Below are 17053 nucleotides of genomic sequence, written 5' to 3' on the forward strand. Positions count from 1 at the left end.
AGTCCGCCGCAGGGGGATCACTAGGGTCTGGTTCGACCTCGAAACACCGAACCGGAGCCGGGTATGTCCCGTCCAAGCCTTTCGCACCTCTTTCCCTGCCGGACAGTCCTGGCCGCCCTCCTCGCCGTGATCGGCGCCGGGCTGGTCAGCCTCTTCCTGTCGGCCCAGCACGTTCAGGCCGCGCCCCTGCTCGGCAAGTTCCTCGACCACGCGCAACCGGGCGAACTCGTCCCCGGTGCCGATGCCTACGGGCCGGTGCGCAGCGACATTCCGGTCGCCCCCGCCCTCAAGGCCGGCAAGACGATCGGCTGGGTGTTCCTGACGTCAGACTTCGTGCCGACGGCCGGCTATTCCGGCAAGCCGATCCACATCCTGGGCGGTCTATCGACGGATGCCGTCATCACCGGCGTCCGGCTGGTCAAGCACTCCGAGCCGATCGTGCTGGTCGGGATTCCCGAAAAGCGCATCAAGGCCGTCACCGAAAACTATGCCGGGCTGGACCTGAAGAAGGCAGCAGCGGGCGAAACCGACCATGACCTCGACATCGTGTCGGGCGCAACCGTCACCATCATGATCATCGACGATTCGATCCTGCGCGCCAGTCTCAAGGTGGCCAAGGCCCTGTCGCTCGGCGGTCTCAAGCCCGACGACGACGGCGCCAGGGCAACCCGTGAGCTCGACCGGTCCATCGACGCGGTGGAAGACTGGCAGACGCTGACCGGCGACGGATCGGTGCGCCATTTCACCCTGGACGTCGCCGGGATCAATGCCGATTTCGCAGCACTGGGCGACAAGCGTTCCGACAGCCACGCGGAAAAGGGGACGGAAGCCGATCCCTATATCAACGTCTGGACGGCACTGGTCAGCCAGCCCTCGATCGGGCGCAGCCTGCTGGGCGACAGCGAGTATGCAAACCTGGAGAAGCTCCTGAAGGATGGCGAGGAAGCCATCCTGGTCGCCGGCAACGGGCGCTGGTCCTTCAAGGGATCCGGCTACGTGCGTGGCGGCATCTTCGACCGCATCCAGGTCATCCAGGGCGAGAATTCCGTGCGCTTCCGTGATCGCCAGCACAAGCGTCTGGGCCGGATCGCCGCCGGCGGCGCGCCCGAGATGACCGAAACCGACATCTTCGTGATCCCTGCCGGCGCCGGGTTCAACCCGGCCGAGCCGTGGCGGCTTCAGATGCTCGTGCAGCGCCCGGTCGGCGCTATCGAGAAACTGTTCCTGAACTACGAGCTTGGCTATTCGCTGCCCGCGCGCTTCGTGAAGACCGTTCCCGCGCCGGGCACCGCCGCGACGCAGGCCGAGACCGGGCACGAGGCCGCTGCGATCCGCGACGCGCTCTGGGCCAAGATCTGGCAGGCGAAACGGTCGCAGCTGGTCATTCTGGCGCTCGGACTGGCGGTCCTGACGGGTATCTTCTTCTTCCAGAATTTCGCCACCCGCAACGATCGCGTGTTCGCCATCGTCCGCAATTCCTTCCTGGTGTTCACGCTGGTCTTTATCGGCTGGTATGCCAATGCCCAGCTCTCGGTGGTCAATGTGCTCGCCGTCTTCTCGGCGCTCGTCAGCGACTTCCGCTGGGAAACCTTCCTGATGGACCCGCTGATCTTCGTGCTGTGGTTCGCCGTGGCCGCCGCCCTGATCTTCTGGGCCCGCGGCGCCTATTGCGGCTGGCTGTGCCCCTTCGGCGCGCTGCAGGAGCTGTCCAACAAGATCGCCCGCCTGCTGCGCTTCCCCCAGGTCACGCTGCCGTGGGGCCTGCACGAGCGGCTGTGGCCCCTGAAGTACATCCTTTTCCTCGGCCTCTTCGGCATGTCGCTCTACTCGCTGGACATGGCCGAACACTATGCCGAGGTGGAACCCTTCAAGACGGCCATCATCCTGAAGTTCGACCGGCCGTGGCCCTACGTCCTCTTCGCCCTGGCCATGCTGGCTCCGGGACTCTTCATCGAGCGCTTCTACTGCCGCTATGTCTGCCCGCTCGGTGGCGGTCTCGCCATCCCCGCGCGCATGCACATGTTCCGCTGGCTCAAGCGCTACAAGGAATGCGGCAACCCCTGCCAGTTGTGCGCCAAGGACTGCCCGGTGCAGGCCATCCACCCGACCGGCGAGATCAACCCGAACGAGTGCATTTCCTGCCTGAACTGCCAGGTCCTCTACCAGCACAAGACCAGGTGCCCGGTCGTCGTGGCCCGCGTGAAGAAGCGCGAGCGCCTCGAACGCTCCATCGGCATCACCCCTGCCGCCGACAAGGCCGGGAGCAAGGGCAATGGCCAGCCGGGCCTCACCTATACGCCGAAGACACAAACCGGAACTTCCGAACCCACACAACAGAAGGAGACCCTGTCATGAGTTCGAACCTGACCCGCAGAAGCCTGCTCGGCAACACCGCCAGCGGCGCCGCCCTCGCCGGCACGATGATGGCCACCGGAAGCGGCGCACTCTTCGCCGCCTCGCGCCAGGCCGCTGCCGCCGAAGGCGCCTATCGCGAAGTCCACCCCGGCGAACTGGACAGCTATTACGGCTTCTGGTCATCCGGCCAGTCCGGCGAAGTGCGCATTATCGGCATGCCCTCGATGCGCGAGCTGATGCGCATTCCCGTCTTCAACCGCTGCAGCGCGACGGGCTGGGGCATCACCAACGAGAGCCTGAAGATCCTCACCGACGGCCTGCGTCCGGAATCGAAGGAGTTTCTCGCCAAGCGCGGCATGCAGACCTATCACAATGGCGACCTGCACCATCCGCACATGTCCTTCACCGAAGGCACCTATGACGGGCGCTACCTCTTCGCCAACGACAAGGCCAACACCCGCGTTGCCCGCATCCGCTGCGACGTGATGAAGACCGACAAGATCATCGAGATCCCCAACACGTCGGACATTCACGGTCTGCGGCCGCAGAAATATCCGCGCACCGGCTATGTCTTCGCCAATGGCGAGCACCGCATCCCGCTGCCGAACGACGGCATCATTCTCGACGATCCGGAGAAGTACGTCTCGCTGTTCACGGCCATCGACGGCGACACGATGGAAATCAAGTGGCAGGTGATCGTTGACGGCAACCTCGACAATTGCGACGCCGACTACAAGGGCAAGTACGCCTTCTCCACCTGCTACAATTCCGAGAACGGCGTGACCCTGGCCGAGATGACGGCCAACGAGCAGGATTGGGTGGTCATCTTCAACATCGCCCGCATCGAGGAAGCGGTGAAGACCGGCGACTTCAAGGAATACAACGGTGTGCCGGTCATCGACGGGCGCCACGGCTCCCGTTACACGGCCTACGTGCCGGTATCCAACAGCCCGCACGGCTGCAACATGGCGCCGGACAAGAAGCACCTGTGCATCAACGGCAAGCTGTCGCCGACCGTCACGGTCATCGATGTGGACCTGCTCGACAAGGTCTTCAACGGCGCCGAACCGCGTTCGGCCGTCGTTGCCGAGCCGCAGCTGGGCCTCGGACCGTTGCACACCGCCTTCGATGGCAAGGGCAATGCCTTCACCACGCTCTTCCTCGACAGCCAGGTGGCAATGTGGAACATCGACAAGGCCATCCGCGCCTTTGCCGGTGAAGAGGTGGACCCGATCCTCCAGAAGATCGACGTTCACTACCAGCCCGGGCACAACCACACGTCGATGGGCGAGACGCTGGAGGCCGACGGCCAGTTCCTGATCTCGCTCAACAAGTTCTCCAAGGACCGCTTCCTCAACGTCGGCCCGCTGAAGCCGGAGAACGACCAGCTCATCGACATCTCGGGCGGCGACATGAAGCTCGTGCACGATGGCCCGACCTTCGCCGAGCCGCATGACTGCATCATCGTCCGGGCCGACGTGGTCAACCCGGTCTCTGTCTGGGATCGCGCCGACAACACCTGGGAAGATGCCCGCGCCATGGCGGAGAAGGATGGCGTCGATCTCGACTATGCCGCCGACGTCATCCGCGACGGCAACAAGGTGCGCGTCTACATGCACTCCGTTGCCCCGGCTTTCTCGCTCGACAAGTTCGAGGTCAACGAGGGCGACGAGGTGACCATCACGATCACCAACATGGACGAGGTGGATGACCTGACCCACGGCTTCACCCTGGGCAATCACGGCATTGCCATGGAAATCGCCCCGCAGGCCACCGCGTCGGTCACCTTCACGGCCGACCGGCCCGGCGTCCACTGGTACTACTGCCAGTGGTTCTGCCACGCGCTGCACATGGAAATGCGCGGCCGCATGCTCGTCCATCCGAAGTCGGCCTGAGGCGGGGGAACACGCCATGCGAAGCGCTGTCCGCCTCCTCCTGGCCGCGGGTCTTGCCGCCACCGCCCTTCCGGCGGCGGCAGCCGAGATCGACGTGCCCGCCGGACCGGGGGCGCTTCGCCAGGCCATCGCCAGCGCCGCGCCGGGGGATGTCCTCCGGCTCGGCCCCGGCCCCTACGCGGGGCCGGTCACCATCGACAGGCCGCTGACCCTGAGGGGTACCGGCCTGACCATGGTCAGGGGCACCGGAGAGGGTTCGGTCATCACGATCGAGGCCCCCGGCGTCACCCTGTCGGGCCTCACGGTCCAGGGATCCGGCATCAGGCTCGATGCGCTCGATGCCGGCATCACCATCGACAAGACCGCCGGCCACGCCGTCATCGAGGACAACACGGTGATCGGCAACCTGATCGGCGTGAACATCCACGGCGGACAGGACGTGGTGGTACGATCGAACCGGATCATCGGCCGCGAGGACCTGCGCAAGAACGAGCGCGGACCCGGCATCTATGTCTGGAACGCGCCCGGCCTGCTGGTCGAGGACAACGACATCGCCCGTGGACGCGATGGCGTGTTCATCACCACGTCGCACCACGCCGTCTACCGCAACAATCGCATATCCGACCTCCGCTTCGCCTTCCACTCGATGTACGCCAACGACATCGAGGTCACCGGCAACGTCTCCCGCGGCAACGACATGGGCTATGCCTTCATGTTCTCGCGCGGGCTGACCGTGACGGACAACCTGTCGGATGGCGACCGGACGCACGGCATCTTCATGAACTTCGCCAACAAGGCGACGATCCGCCACAACGACGTGCGCAACGGCGGCGACAAGTGCCTGTTCATCTACAATTCCAATGGCAACCGCTTCGAGGCCAACCGTTTCGAGGGCTGTGGCATCGGCGTGCATTTCACCGCCGGATCGGAAGGCAACGCCATGACAGGCAATGCCTTCGTCAACAATCGCATCCAGGTGAAATACGTCGGGACCCGCTGGCTGGAATGGAGCGTGGACGGGCACGGCAACTACTGGTCCGACCACGGCGGCTTCGACGTCAACGGCGACGGGCTGGCCGACAGTCACTACCGCCCGAACGACCTTGTCGACCGCATCACCTGGAGCCAGCCGATGGCGAGGCTGCTGCTCGGCTCGCCCGCGGTCCAGCTCATCCGCTGGTCGCAGTCGCGTTTTCCAGGCCTGCTGCCCGGCGGCGTGATCGACAGCCACCCCCTCATGTCTCCCGATGGCGCGGGCCTGACGCCCGCCGCCGAACCCCGTGAAGGCGGACCGTCATGACCACCCTTTCCAGCGTCCCGCCCCTGCTCTCCATCGAGGGCCTGACCATCGACTTCAGTGCCCTGCGCGCGCTCGACCGTGTATCGCTCACCGTTTCCCCCGGCGAGCGCGTCGCCCTGCTCGGTCACAATGGCGCGGGCAAGTCCACGCTTTTCAAGACCGTGCTCGGCTTCCTTTCCCCGGCCGAGGGATCCGTTTCGGTGGATGGCGCGGCGCCCGGTTCAGACGCGGCGCGGCGCAGCGTCAGTTACCTGCCCGAACAGGTCGCCTTCCCCAAGGCCCTGACCGGCCGGGAGGTGATGGACTATTTCTCGCGGCTCAAGGGCGCCGGTCGCGCCGATATCGCCCGCCTGCTCGATCTGGTCGGGCTCGGCGAAGCGGCTTCGCGCGCCGTCGGCAGCTATTCCAAGGGCATGCGCCAGCGTCTCGGCCTTGCCCAGGCGCTGATCGGCAAGCCCCGCCTGCTGCTGCTCGATGAACCGACGAGCGGCCTCGATCCGGTGTCGCGGCTGGAATTCTACGACATCATCGCCCGCATCGCCGGCGAGGGCGCCGGTGTCCTCCTGTCCTCCCATGCGCTGACCGAGGTGGAAGCGCGCACCGACCGGGTGGCGATCCTGTCGAAGGGCAGGCTGGTGGCCGACGGCACGCTCGCCAGGCTCGCCAGCCAGGCGCAGCTGTCCATGTCGGTACGCATCGAGGCGCGGGCCGGCCGGGCCGACGCGGTCCAGGCGCATCTTGGCGGACGCCGGGTGAACGGCAAGTCCGTGATCATCGAGTGCGACCCCTCCGGCAAGATCGCGCTCTTCGGCCGGATCGGCGGCCTGTCGGAGGACATCGCCGATATCGATGTCTCCATGCCGACACTCGACGACATCTACACCCACTACAGCAGCCTTGCCCGCACGGAGGGCGCATCATGATCCGCATTTCACGCGTCCTGGCCGTCGCTGCCACGGAATTCCGCATGGCGGCCCGCAACCGCTGGGTCTTCCTGTCCACCCTCGTCTTCCTGCTGTTTTCGCTGGCGCTGTCATTTCCGGGCGTCGGCGCGGCGGCGATGAAGGCCGACGTCCTGACCCTGGCCAGCGCCGCGCTGGCGACGCTCGCGGTCTACCTGGTTCCGCTGATCGCCCTGCTGCTCGCCTATGACAGCTTCGCCGGCGAGGTCGAGCGGGGCACGCTGGCGCTGATCCTCGCCACCCCGGTGCGGCGCGGCGAACTGGTCGCCGGCAAGTTCCTCGGCCTGTTCGGCGTCCTCGCGATTGCCCTCGTCACCGGCCTGGCCGTGTCCACGCTGGCAGCCGGCGCCGTTTACGGCTTCGCCCCGGCAGGGCTCGCCGCCATGGCGCGGCTCACGCTGACAGCCCTGATGCTGGGGGCGGTCTTCCTGGCGGCAGGCATCGCCGTTTCGGTCGCGGCGCGGCGTACCGGCACCGCGGCGGCAACCGTCTTTGGCCTGTGGCTCCTCGCGGTCGTGCTCTGGGATCTCGCGCTGCTGGCCGGCGTCGTGGCGGATGCCGACGGGTTCTTCGCCCGCTCGGTCTTCCCCTGGCTGGTCATCGCCAATCCGGGCGACGCCTTCCGCATCTACAATCTCGCCGCTCTCGGCGATGGCGTCCAGATGGCCGGCATCGACAGCGTGGCGCACACCCTTCCCTTCGATCCGGCAGCCGCCCTGGCGGTCCTCGCCGCCTGGTTCGCCATCCTCATCGGCTGCGGACAGATCCTTCTTCGGAGACTGACACCATGACCAAGCGTCTTCTTGCCGCCGTGGCGGGCCTCGCCATGGCCGCTGCCCTCGCCGGATGCACCGGCAACGAGGCCACCACCCGCCCCCTGCCCGTCACGATGAACGAGGAGGCCGTCGGCCACTTCTGCCAGATGTACGTGCTCGACCACGAAGGTCCGAAGGCACAGATCCACCTGGCCGGCTTCGACAAGCCGCTGTGGTTCGCCCAGGTCTCCGACGCGGTGGCCTACCTGAAGGACCAGGAGCGCGACGGCAGCGTGTCCGCCGTTTACGTCAGCGACATGGGCAAGGCCGTGTCCTGGGCCGAACCCGGTGCCGACAACTGGATCGACGGGGAAAACGCCCTCTACGTCATCAACAGCGCGCGGACCGGCGGCATGGGCCAGCCCGAAGCCGTTCCCTTTTCCTCCAAGGAAGCCGCCGATGGCTACATCGCCGCGAAAGGCGGGATCGCCGTTCGGCTGGATGCCATTCCCGATGGATACGTTCACCCCGCGGCGGACCTGACGGCCAGCGTCGGCAATGCCGGCCAATCCGGCTCCGCCGAGTAGGGAGAAGGTCATGAACACGAACGCAGGAAAGACCGTCAACCGCCGCAGGGTGCTGTTCATCGGTGCCGCGCTGGCCGGTGCGGCGCTCGTGCCCCCTGCCATGGCAGGATCCGCCCTTCCCGTTGCCCGCTGGCGCGGCGTGGCGCTGGGCGCGGATGCTCAATTGCACCTCGCCGGCGTGTCAGACGCCGAAGCCCGACCGGTTTTCGCGGCGGTCGAACAGGAAATCGCGCGGCTGGAATCGGTCTTCAGCCTCTACCGGTCCGGCAGCGCCGTCTCGCGGCTGAACGCAACGGGTATGCTGGACAACCCGCCGCCGGAACTGCTCGAACTGCTCGCCACGGCGCGGAGCGTCTGGCACGCGACCGGCGGATTGTTCGATCCGACCGTCCAGCCGCTGTTCCGGGCGCTGGCCGAACATGCCGCCGGTGGCGCGACGCCCGGCCTTCGCATCGAGGACCGCCTGCCCGATGCACTGGCCCTCGTCGGCTTCGACAAGGTGTCCTTCGACACCCGCGCGGTGCGCCTCGCACGCCCCGGCATGGCGCTCACCTTCAACGGCATCGCCCAAGGCTACCTCACCGACCGGGTGAGCGAGCTTCTGCGGGGGCGCGGTTATTCCAACATCCTGGTCGATCTGGGAGAGATCCGGGCGCTCGGGCCCGGGCGGCATGGCGGAGGCTGGCTGGTAGGGCTCGCCGGCCACGGGGCAACCGCCATGCCGCAGCCGATCGCTGTCACGGACCGTGCGGTGGCCACCTCGGCCATGCACGGAACCACCGTGGACGCCAAGGGCACGGCCGGCCACATCCTGCATCCTCTCAAGGGCACGGCGCCGGCCTACCGCGAACAGGTCACGGTCATGGACGCGAGCGCAACGCGGGCCGATGCCCTGTCGACGGCCGCGGTCCTGATGGATGACGCCGCGATCGAGACCCTGCGCCGCCAGGGTTGCGACGTCATCGCGTCTCCCTTCACGGCCTGACCGGGAAACTGCAAGCAGGCATGAAAAAAGCCGGGCAGCAGCCCGGCTTTTTGGGCTTGATCCGTTGGCCGGATCACTGGCCGTCGATCTCGGCGAAGATGGCATCGAACCGTGCCTTGGCCTTCTTTGGCAGCTTCGCCGCCTTGGCGGCATCTTCATTGACGGGTTTGCCGACTTCCACCAGCATGACCATGCCGAGCCCGAAATGCGGCTTGCAGCGGACGCCGTAAACGCCCTCCTTGTCGAGCGTGACGGAAATCTCCTTGCCGATCTTGCCCTTGAAGGCGTCAGCACCATCCGGGATCATGCCCTTGATGGATTCGGCATTGTGGCCCTTGTCGGTCGGAACGAAGCGGATCGTGTCGCCCGGCTCGGCCCGCACCAGCGCCGGCTCGAACACCATGGCGCCGTCCGCGCCCTTGTTGAGCATGTGCACTTCGTGTTCGCCGGCTTGCGCCCCGGTGGCCAGGAAGCCGGCCACGGCGACAGCCCCGAGGGCAACGGCAATGCGGTTGGTCGTTTTCATGGTTTTCATCCTTCTTGTCGTTTCTTGATGCAGCCTTGGCCGCGCCCCCGTCCTAGGCGCGACGGGCCGCCCGGACTTTGCGTTTCGGCAAACTGACGGCCATCGGCCGGGAACGGCGAAATACCGCGGCTTTGTTTGCGCAGGCGCAACGAAACGCCCCTACGGCCGTCCTATCCATGGGTGGAAAATGAAGCATTGCGCCCGGACGCGGGCGGAACCGGACAGAAGACCGCATGGCCAAGACCAGCACCATTTCCATCGACATGACGATCGAGGACGTCATGACCACGTGGCCGGTTACCGTGCAGGTGGTGATGGCTCACGGCATGTTTTGCGTCGGCTGTCCGATCTCCGGGTTCCATACCGTCGCCGACGCCGCCTTCGAGCATGCCGTCGACCTGGAGACCTTCACCAGCGATCTGGCGCGCGCCATTGCCGCCAGCGAGGAGCCTGGCTAGGCCAGGTCGAGGGACAGCTGAAACCGGCCCGGCCTGCGGAACTGGATGAAAACAACCGGACAAGGCATTGCGGCGATTCAGCGAAACGCGAACATGCCCTAGGCGTCTTTCGCCCCCTGGCTGACTAGCATCAGGCGATGCGGATCTGTGACGCTGATCCGCTTGCGCCCGCTGCGCACCATGCCCTGGCTTTCCCAGGCACTGAGAAGGCGGCTGACCGTGTGCAGCGTCGTGCCTGTCATGTCGGCGATATCCTGCCGGGACACGGGGAAGTCGATCTCGATGCCGTCTTCCGTCTTGCGCCCGGTCTGGCGCACCAGCCGGAGCACCGCATTGGCAACGCGCTGCTCCACCTGCGCCAGGGACAGTTCGATCACCCTGTCCTGGGTTTCCTGCAGGCGCTGGCCTACGGTGCGGTAGGCGTTGGCGGCGAAGACCGGGAAGCGCGCCGTCAGATCCGGCCAGGCGCTCATCGGCCAGGACAGCAGGACGCAATCGACGGCGGCGACGGCCGAGGCCGGGTAGGTGTCGCGCCCGATTGCCGGCGCGATGCCGACCAGCGAGCCGGCAGCGATGTAGCGGGCGATGACCTGCTGTCCCTCCCGCGTCGTCTGGACCACACGCAGGGCGCCGTCGAGCAGGAGAAAGAACCGTTCCGCCGCGCCCCCCTGCTCGAAGACGGCCGCATCCTTCGCCACGCGCAGCGCGCTTGCCGGTTCGAGAACCGTGTCGAGATCCTCGTCCTGAAGTCCGTTGAAAATCTCGACATCCGCGATCAGCGAGCGGTTCAGCTTTGCCATGTCGGTTCCGAAATTGCGTTTGCGCAACGTTGCGATCGGGAATGGCCTTACAAGGATTGCCAGCAGTTGCGGCGGATCATCGCCGCGACCGCCCACCGTAGATGGCAGGAGGCGAACCATGTCCATTCCCAGGCTCAGGCAATACAACGGACCGGCGCTGCTGTCATACGGTTTCCGGCCGTTTTTCCTGTTCGGTTCGATTTTCGGCGGATCGGCGGTCCTGTACTGGGTGATCGTCCTTGAGGGGTGGGCAGACCTCGGAACGGCCTTCAGCCCGGTCGACTGGCACATCCACGAAATGCTCTACGGCTTCCTGCCCGCCGTCGTGACCGGCTTCCTCCTGACCGCGGTGCCGAACTGGACCGGCCGCCTGCCCGTCCAGGGAACGGGACTGGGCCTCCTTGCCGCTCTCTGGCTGGCCGGGCGCGGCGCCATCGCCATGTCGGGCTGGACGGGTCCGCTGCTGGCCGGCGCCGTCGATCTCTCGTTTCTCGCCGCGGTGATGGGCGTGATCGCCATCGAGATCGTCTCCGGGCGGAACTGGCGCAACCTGAAAGTCCTGCTGCCGCTGGCGCTGCTTTTTGCCGGCAATGCCGCCTTTCACGCCGAGGTCTACCTGACGGGCACGAGTGACATGTCGCGCCGCATCGGCATGGCGGCCGCCATCCTGCTGATCATGATCATCGGCGGCCGGATCATTCCGAGCTTCACCCGAAACTGGCTGGTGCGCGAGAACCCGGGGCGCCTGCCGGCCGCCTTCGGAACGGCCGACAAGCTGGTCCTGGCCGTCAGCGTGGCGGCGCTGGGCGGATGGATCGCCCTGCCAGACAGCACCGCGTCCGGTGTCCTGCTGGTCGCAGCCGGCATGGCCAATTTCGTCCGGCAGGCGCGCTGGACAGGCGAACGGACGGCGCGCGAACCGCTCGTCCTCGTGCTGCACCTCGCCTATCTCTTCATCCCGCTCGGTTTCGTACTGTGCGGCGCTGCGGCGCTCGCGCCCGGTCTCGTCGGGCCTGCCGCCGGCATGCACGCGTTCGGCGCCGGGGCGGTGGGCGCCATGGTCCTGGCGGTCATGATGCGCGCCACGCTCGGGCACACCGGGCAGGCCCTGGCAATGAGCCCGGCCTCACGCCTGGTCTTCGCCTTGCTGGTGGCCGGCGTCGGGCTCCGCATCCTTGCCGCGCTGGGCCTCGCCGGGTTTGGCTGGGCCATCGCCGCATCGGGCCTGTTCTGGAGCCTGGCATTCCTGGGCTTCGCCGCGATTTACGGAAAGGCGCTCCTGTCGCGCCGCGCCTGACCGGCCCGCCCTCAGCGGCCGGTCCAGTTCGGCCGCCGTTTCTCCAGGAAGGCCCGCGACCCCTCGACCGCATCGTTGCTTTGCAGCATCTCCCGATAGGCCGGATAATCACCGGCAAACGCAGCCGCCAGCGAAGGCGCCTCCAGTCCGCGCGCGATCATCTGCTTCGTCGCCTTTGTGGCGAGCGGCGCACATTCGACGATCTGTGCGGCCAGCTTGCGTGCGTCCTGCAGAACATCGGCTCCCGCCGGCACGACCGCGTTCACCAGGCCGTGGCCTTGCGCCTTCGCGGCATCGAAAAGCTGGCCGGTCAAGGCAATCTCCATTGCCAGTTTGGCCGGCAGGCTGCGCGCCAGTCGATGAAGCCCGCCGGCCGCGACGAGGCCGACCCGGGGTTCGGGAAGACCGAAACGGGCATGCGGCACCGTCAGCGCGAGATCGCAGGCCAGGACGATCTCCAGCCCGCCGCCGATACAATCGCCGTTGATCGCCGCGATGACCGGCTTTTCCAGGTCGAACCGTTCGCACAGGCCGGCAAAGCCGGTCGCCGGCATCCGGTCGCCGCCCGAGGCCAGCCGCGCCTTCAGGTCCGACCCCACGCAGAAGGCGCGATCGCCGGAGCCCGTGATGATCGCCACCCGCAGCCGGTCGTCAGCCGCGAAGGCGTCGAAAATCCCGGCCAGCCTGCGATGGGCCGATGGATCGAGCGCGTTGCGCACCGCCGGGCGATTGATCGTCACTTCCATGATCCCGTCGCCGGTATCGAACGTGATCTCGCCGTCCGTCTCCATCACACCGGCGCCTTTCGCGCATCGTCACCCGCATCCGGCCCGGTCTCCGAGAACAGCACGCCGTCGGCCGTCATTTGCTCGATCTCCCGGTCCGAAAAGCCCAGTTCGCCCGCGATGGCCGCGTTGTGCTGGCCGAGCAGCGGCGCCGCCATGCGCGGCGTGGTGTCGCTATCGGAAAACCGGAATGGCAGATTGGGAAGTTTCACGCGGCCGAGGATCGGGTGGTCCTGCTCGATGATCATGTTGCGCGCGATGATCTGCGGATCGTGGACGACCTCGCCGATATTCTGGACCAGCGCGCCCGGGACGCCGGCATCGTCGAGCGCAGCGAGGCAGTCCCCCGACGAGCGTGACGCCGTCCAGGCCTTCACCAGCGCCAGCGCGGCCTCCCGGTTGTCGTTCCGGTTCTGCTGGCCATGGAAACGGGTATCGGCGGCAAGCGCCTCGCCGCCGATAAGGCGCGCCAGCCTTGTCCAGGCATCGTCGACCTGTGCGGCAATGACGAGGTGCCGGCCGTCCTTCGCCGTGAAGACGCCGTAGACGGTCGATTCCGGCTGGTCGCTGCCGGTCTGCCGCGGCAGCACCGCGCCGTCCGAGAACAGGTATTGCTGGACGGCGTAGTCGTGCATCGAGACCACGCAATCGTAGAGCGCCAGATCGATATGCTGGCCCTTGCCCGTGTTCGCCCGCCCCAGCAGGGCCGCGCAGATCGCGGCAACACCGTGCATACCGGTATACATGTCGGCCAGCGGCATGCGCAGAAGCGGCGGCGCTTCGCCGGGAAAGCCGAGTTGGGCCATGGCGCCGGACTTGGCCTCCGCGATCAGGCCGAAACCCGGCCGCGCGCTGTCCGGCCCGGTGTGGCCATAGGCCGAGACCGAGCAGTAGACCAGCCTGCCGTTTTCCTGCGCCAGGTCGTCATAGCCGAGACCCAGCTTGGTCAGCGCCCCTGGCCGGTAGTTCTCCACGAACACGTCGGCCGAGCGCACGAGCCGCTTCATCAGGTCCAGCCCCCGCGGATCCTTGATGTTGATGCAGAGCCCGCGCTTGCCCATGTTCTGCTGCAGGAAATAGGCGGATTGCCCGTCCTTGAAATAGGGGTGCTGCCGCCCGGCATCGCCGGTTTCCGGGCGTTCCACCTTGATGACGTCGGCCCCCATCGCCGCCAGGCAGCGCGACATGTGCGGACCGGCCAGGAAATGCGAATAGTCGATCACGCGGATGCCGGACAGCGGCAGCGGCTGGCCGTTCGGGGTGGATGTCACAGCACGTCTCCCGTCTGGAATTCCGGGCGCCGCAGGATCATCAGCTTGTGCTCGCCCTTCTGAACGACCTCGCCGTCCTGGTTGATGAGTTCCGATGGCAGGACGACGATGCCCCAACCGGGTTTGCGCACCCGGCGCATCGACCCGACCCGGTACCGGACGTGCAGGCGATCGCCCGCCCGGATGGGCTTGACGAAATCCCAGGTCCAGCCGAGCGAGGCGCCGGGCGGAAACCGCAGCGTCCCCTGTGTCTTCAGGCCGTCCGCAATCGACAGGCCGAACAGGCCGTGCGCGACGATCCCGCCGAAATGCGAGCGTCTGGCGAAATCCTCGTCGACATGCACCGGCGTATGGTCGCCGGCCAGGTCGGCATAGGCGCGGATCATCTCCTTGGTGACGGTCACTTCGGGCGTCGTGCCCTCCACACCGATCGTGACGTCATCGAAGTAGAGCTCTTGGGTGGTCATCGGCAAATCCTCCTGCGGCGTCATTTTCGCGGGTCGAGACGCAGCGCGCTTTCCACGCGCCTGGCGTCGGCGGGGAGCAGTTCCAGCACGATGCCGTCCGGCAGGACGAGCCAGTGCTCCCCCCGCGGATCGCTGTCCACGCCGAAGGCACGCGCGGCCCGGATCGCCGCCCCCGGATCGATCACCGCCATGCCCAGGTGGTTGAGCGTGCCCGCCGGCGCGGCGTGACCGGGCCTGGAGACCAGCTGGACGCCGCCGAGCGTCCATGCCTGGTCCGGCGAGGCTTCATCGCCATGGACCATCGTGACGGTCATCCCCAGCACCTCGCGGAAGAAGCGCAGGTGCCAGGAAACATCCGACACGTTCAGCGCGGCATGCTCCAAGTAGGCCCGCGAAGCCCCGCCCTGCGCCGGGTCCTGCGCGTCTTGCGGCCGCTTCGGATCGAGGCCACGTTCGATGCCCTTGACCATCGCCACCAGCGTTTCGTTCACCGGTGTGGGCACACCAGCCCTCGCCCCGGCCCGGACGACCGAGCCGTTGATGAAGTCCACTTCGGTGACCGACCCTTTCTCGAGGCTTTGCAGCATGGACGCCTTGAACCCGAACGGCAGCCCTGCGGAGGCCTTTTCCCAGGCGCGCCGGGGATCGTCCGACGACAGCGTGATGCCGAGTGCGCGGGCAACCTCGATGGCCTCGCGGACGGCGGCCAGGGCGGTCGCCTCGACTTCCGGCACGTCGTAGAGATTGCCGTAGTCGAGGCCGGTGATCGCGGATGCCGCCCCTGTCGCAACGTTGACGAGAAGCTTGTCCCAGACGGTGGCCATGATGTCGTCGCTGGCGATGGCCTGGAGACCCGCGGCCTCGAAACAGCGCACGATGGCGTGAATGCGCTCCGTTGCCGGGCCGCTGACTTCGCCGATGACCGTTTCCTTGCCGGCGGCTCCGGCGATCACCCGCCCCTTGCCTGCCATCTGGCCGCCGACATAGGTCTTGCCGATGATGACCCGGTCCGGCCCGGCGACCGACGAAAGGATGTCTTCCTGGCCAAGCCCGTTCTGAAGCGTCAGGACGGCAGTCCGGGGGCCAAGCAGGTTCCGGGCCGAACGGATGGCCGCCTCGGTATCCTTCGATTTGACCAGCACGATCACCAGGTCGACCGGTTCGATCCCCCTCGGGGTCGGGGCAGCGGCAACCGGTACGCGCACCTCGACGCCATCGCGCACAAGCAGCAGGCCTTCCGTGTTGATCACGTCGCAGAACCCGGCATTGCGGTTGATCAGCACGACGTCATTGCCGGCCTGGGCGAGATATCCTCCGATCGCCGACCCCAGCGAGCCGGCGCCGAGCACACAAATCCGCACGTCCTCATCCTCCCGAAGCCAACGGCCTGTCTTCGGATGAGACGCTATTGACGGCACCGAAATATGTCTATCCAATGCTATCAATAATTACTATTGGCTTTCTCAATAATGTCCGACCTGTCCCGCATGCTCGACGTGCGCTCCCTGCTGCTGTTCGAGGCCATATTCGCTGAAGGATCGGTTTCCCGGGCGGCCGGAAAGCTTGGCCTCAGCCAGCCGACGGTTTCCATCGGCCTTGCAAGGCTGCGGGAGCATTTCGGCGACGAGCTCTTCGTGCGCGCAGCGGGAGGCGTGGTCGCGACGCCCCTGGCCGAACAGGTGATCTGGCCGGTCCGGGATGCCCTGCGCGCCATCGAGGACGTGTCCGGGCTGCGGTCCACCTTTGATCCGGCAACGGCGCAGCGGACCTTCAGGATCGCCATGACGGATGCGAGCCATATCGCCCTCATGCCGAAAATCTATGGCCAGGTTCACCAGGTCGCGCCCGGCATTCGCCTGGAGGCGACCGGCATTGACCAGACCCTCGCCGGCCGCTTGCAGTCGGGCGAGGCGGACCTGGCGATCGGCCTGGTCCAGGGCCTCGAGACAGGCTTCTACCAGCAGGCGCTCTATGCGCAGGACTGGATCTGCCTGACCGGGGATACGCATCACCTCGGGTCCCAGCCGATGACGCTCGACGATTACCAGGCCGGCGAGCATGTCGCGATCAAGGGAGGCACGGGTCAGGGCCTCCTCGACAGGACCATCGCTTCGGGCGGGATTCGCCGGGCGGTGAAACTCCGGCTGCCCGGTTTCCTCGGGCTTTCGGCGATCCTCAACAGCACCGGGCTGATTGCCACGCTGCCGCGCCATATCGGCGAAACGCTGGCGGAGGCCTCCGGACTGCGGGTGCACGAATGCCCGTTTGAAATCGAGGGCTTCATGGTCCGCCAGCACTGGCATGCCCGCTTTCACGACGACCCGGCCAACCGATGGATCAGAAATGTCTGCACCACCCTCTTTTCCGGCCGTGGCGGCCGGCCGCCCGGACCGCGGGACTGACCGCGAAAGCGATCCCCCCATCGGCATCGTCATCAACTGCGCCCGCAGTTCATGCTTGAGCACCTTGCCGGCCTGCGACAGCGGCAGGGCATCGACGAGGCTGAACGACCGGAACGAAGCCATTGACATCGCGACCGCCGGGATAGATGCCCTGCCCCGCATGGCGGTTTTCGATGTGGCATGACACTATCGATGCGCCGCAAGGCGT

At 66.6% G+C, this 17053-nt stretch carries 16 protein-coding genes; 10 read left to right on the top strand and 6 right to left on the bottom strand.

Going from position 1 to position 17053, the window contains the following annotated elements:
• The first annotated feature begins 63 nt into the window (after nucleotides 1-63).
• From CSC94_RS08415 to CSC94_RS08445, 7 genes are read left to right on the top strand one after another with little or no spacing between them, the layout of a single operon-like run.
• Nucleotides 64-2355: a NosR/NirI family protein gene (locus CSC94_RS08415; RefSeq protein WP_099305830.1), complete on the top strand. Its 2292-nt coding sequence runs from the start codon at nucleotides 64-66 to the stop codon at nucleotides 2353-2355.
• Nucleotides 2352-4250 (top strand): TAT-dependent nitrous-oxide reductase, encoded by a 1899-nt coding sequence (gene nosZ / locus CSC94_RS08420; protein WP_099305832.1) that lies wholly within the window; start codon nucleotides 2352-2354, stop codon nucleotides 4248-4250. Before CSC94_RS08415 ends, nosZ begins: the two co-directional genes overlap by 4 nt.
• 16 nt (nucleotides 4251-4266) lie before the next feature.
• Nucleotides 4267-5550, top strand: coding sequence for a nitrous oxide reductase family maturation protein NosD (locus CSC94_RS08425; protein WP_099305834.1), 1284 nt, complete (start codon nucleotides 4267-4269; stop codon nucleotides 5548-5550).
• Nucleotides 5547-6473, top strand: coding sequence for an ABC transporter ATP-binding protein (locus CSC94_RS08430; RefSeq protein WP_205853250.1), 927 nt, complete (start codon nucleotides 5547-5549; stop codon nucleotides 6471-6473). The genes CSC94_RS08425 and CSC94_RS08430 overlap by 4 nt, the downstream gene beginning before the upstream one ends.
• A complete protein-coding gene (locus CSC94_RS08435; protein WP_099305836.1) occupies nucleotides 6470-7303 on the top strand; it encodes an ABC transporter permease in 834 nt (277 codons plus the stop codon). Before CSC94_RS08430 ends, CSC94_RS08435 begins: the two co-directional genes overlap by 4 nt.
• The gene (locus CSC94_RS08440; protein ID WP_099305838.1) at nucleotides 7300-7854 is read left to right on the top strand and encodes a nitrous oxide reductase accessory protein NosL; all 555 of its coding nucleotides are present in this window, start codon (nucleotides 7300-7302) and stop codon (nucleotides 7852-7854) included. The genes CSC94_RS08435 and CSC94_RS08440 overlap by 4 nt, the downstream gene beginning before the upstream one ends.
• 10 nt (nucleotides 7855-7864) lie before the next feature.
• Nucleotides 7865-8839 (top strand): FAD:protein FMN transferase, encoded by a 975-nt coding sequence (locus CSC94_RS08445; RefSeq protein ID WP_165784368.1) that lies wholly within the window; start codon nucleotides 7865-7867, stop codon nucleotides 8837-8839.
• Nucleotides 8840-8912: 73 nt separating this feature from the next.
• On the opposite strand, the gene CSC94_RS08450 is transcribed toward CSC94_RS08445, so the two are convergent.
• Nucleotides 8913-9365 (bottom strand): pseudoazurin, encoded by a 453-nt coding sequence (locus tag CSC94_RS08450; protein WP_099305842.1) that lies wholly within the window; start codon nucleotides 9363-9365, stop codon nucleotides 8913-8915.
• A 233-nt stretch (nucleotides 9366-9598) separates the two neighbouring features.
• On the opposite strand from CSC94_RS08450, the gene CSC94_RS08455 reads away from it, so the two are divergent.
• Entirely contained in the window at nucleotides 9599-9823 is a 225-nt protein-coding gene (locus tag CSC94_RS08455) for a DUF1858 domain-containing protein (RefSeq protein WP_099305844.1), read from the top strand.
• A 98-nt stretch (nucleotides 9824-9921) separates the two neighbouring features.
• Here the strand turns inward: CSC94_RS08455 and CSC94_RS08460 are convergent, their stop codons facing one another.
• Nucleotides 9922-10623 carry a Crp/Fnr family transcriptional regulator gene (locus tag CSC94_RS08460; RefSeq protein WP_099305988.1) on the bottom strand — a complete coding sequence of 234 codons (702 nt, stop codon included), beginning with the start codon at nucleotides 10621-10623 and terminating at the stop codon, nucleotides 9922-9924.
• Nucleotides 10624-10741: 118 nt separating this feature from the next.
• Here CSC94_RS08460 and CSC94_RS08465 point away from each other — a divergent pair, with 118 nt between their 5' ends.
• On the top strand, nucleotides 10742-11920 hold the full coding sequence (locus CSC94_RS08465) for an NnrS family protein (protein ID WP_099305846.1): 1179 nt from the start codon (nucleotides 10742-10744) through the stop codon (nucleotides 11918-11920).
• 11 nt (nucleotides 11921-11931) lie between these two features.
• Here CSC94_RS08465 and CSC94_RS08470 read toward each other — a convergent pair whose 3' ends face one another.
• Genes CSC94_RS08470 through CSC94_RS08485 form a run of 4 tightly spaced genes read right to left on the bottom strand, consistent with a single transcriptional unit; the run spans nucleotide 11932 to nucleotide 15804 of the window.
• Nucleotides 11932-12711 (bottom strand): enoyl-CoA hydratase-related protein, encoded by a 780-nt coding sequence (locus tag CSC94_RS08470; protein ID WP_245408302.1) that lies wholly within the window; start codon nucleotides 12709-12711, stop codon nucleotides 11932-11934.
• Nucleotides 12711-13976 (bottom strand): CaiB/BaiF CoA transferase family protein, encoded by a 1266-nt coding sequence (locus CSC94_RS08475; RefSeq protein WP_099305848.1) that lies wholly within the window; start codon nucleotides 13974-13976, stop codon nucleotides 12711-12713. Before CSC94_RS08475 ends, CSC94_RS08470 begins: the two co-directional genes overlap by 1 nt.
• Nucleotides 13973-14443, bottom strand: coding sequence for a MaoC family dehydratase (locus CSC94_RS08480; RefSeq protein ID WP_099305990.1), 471 nt, complete (start codon nucleotides 14441-14443; stop codon nucleotides 13973-13975). Before CSC94_RS08480 ends, CSC94_RS08475 begins: the two co-directional genes overlap by 4 nt.
• A 20-nt stretch (nucleotides 14444-14463) precedes the next feature.
• Nucleotides 14464-15804 carry a 2-dehydropantoate 2-reductase gene (locus CSC94_RS08485; protein WP_099305850.1) on the bottom strand — a complete coding sequence of 447 codons (1341 nt, stop codon included), beginning with the start codon at nucleotides 15802-15804 and terminating at the stop codon, nucleotides 14464-14466.
• Between the two features lie 108 nt (nucleotides 15805-15912).
• Between CSC94_RS08485 and CSC94_RS08490 the strand changes: the two genes are divergently transcribed.
• Nucleotides 15913-16845 (top strand): LysR family transcriptional regulator, encoded by a 933-nt coding sequence (locus tag CSC94_RS08490; protein WP_099305852.1) that lies wholly within the window; start codon nucleotides 15913-15915, stop codon nucleotides 16843-16845.
• Nucleotides 16846-17053 lie beyond the last annotated feature (208 nt).

Source organism: Zhengella mangrovi, from assembly GCF_002727065.1.
In the GTDB taxonomy this organism is placed as follows: domain Bacteria; phylum Pseudomonadota; class Alphaproteobacteria; order Rhizobiales; family Rhizobiaceae; genus Zhengella; species Zhengella mangrovi.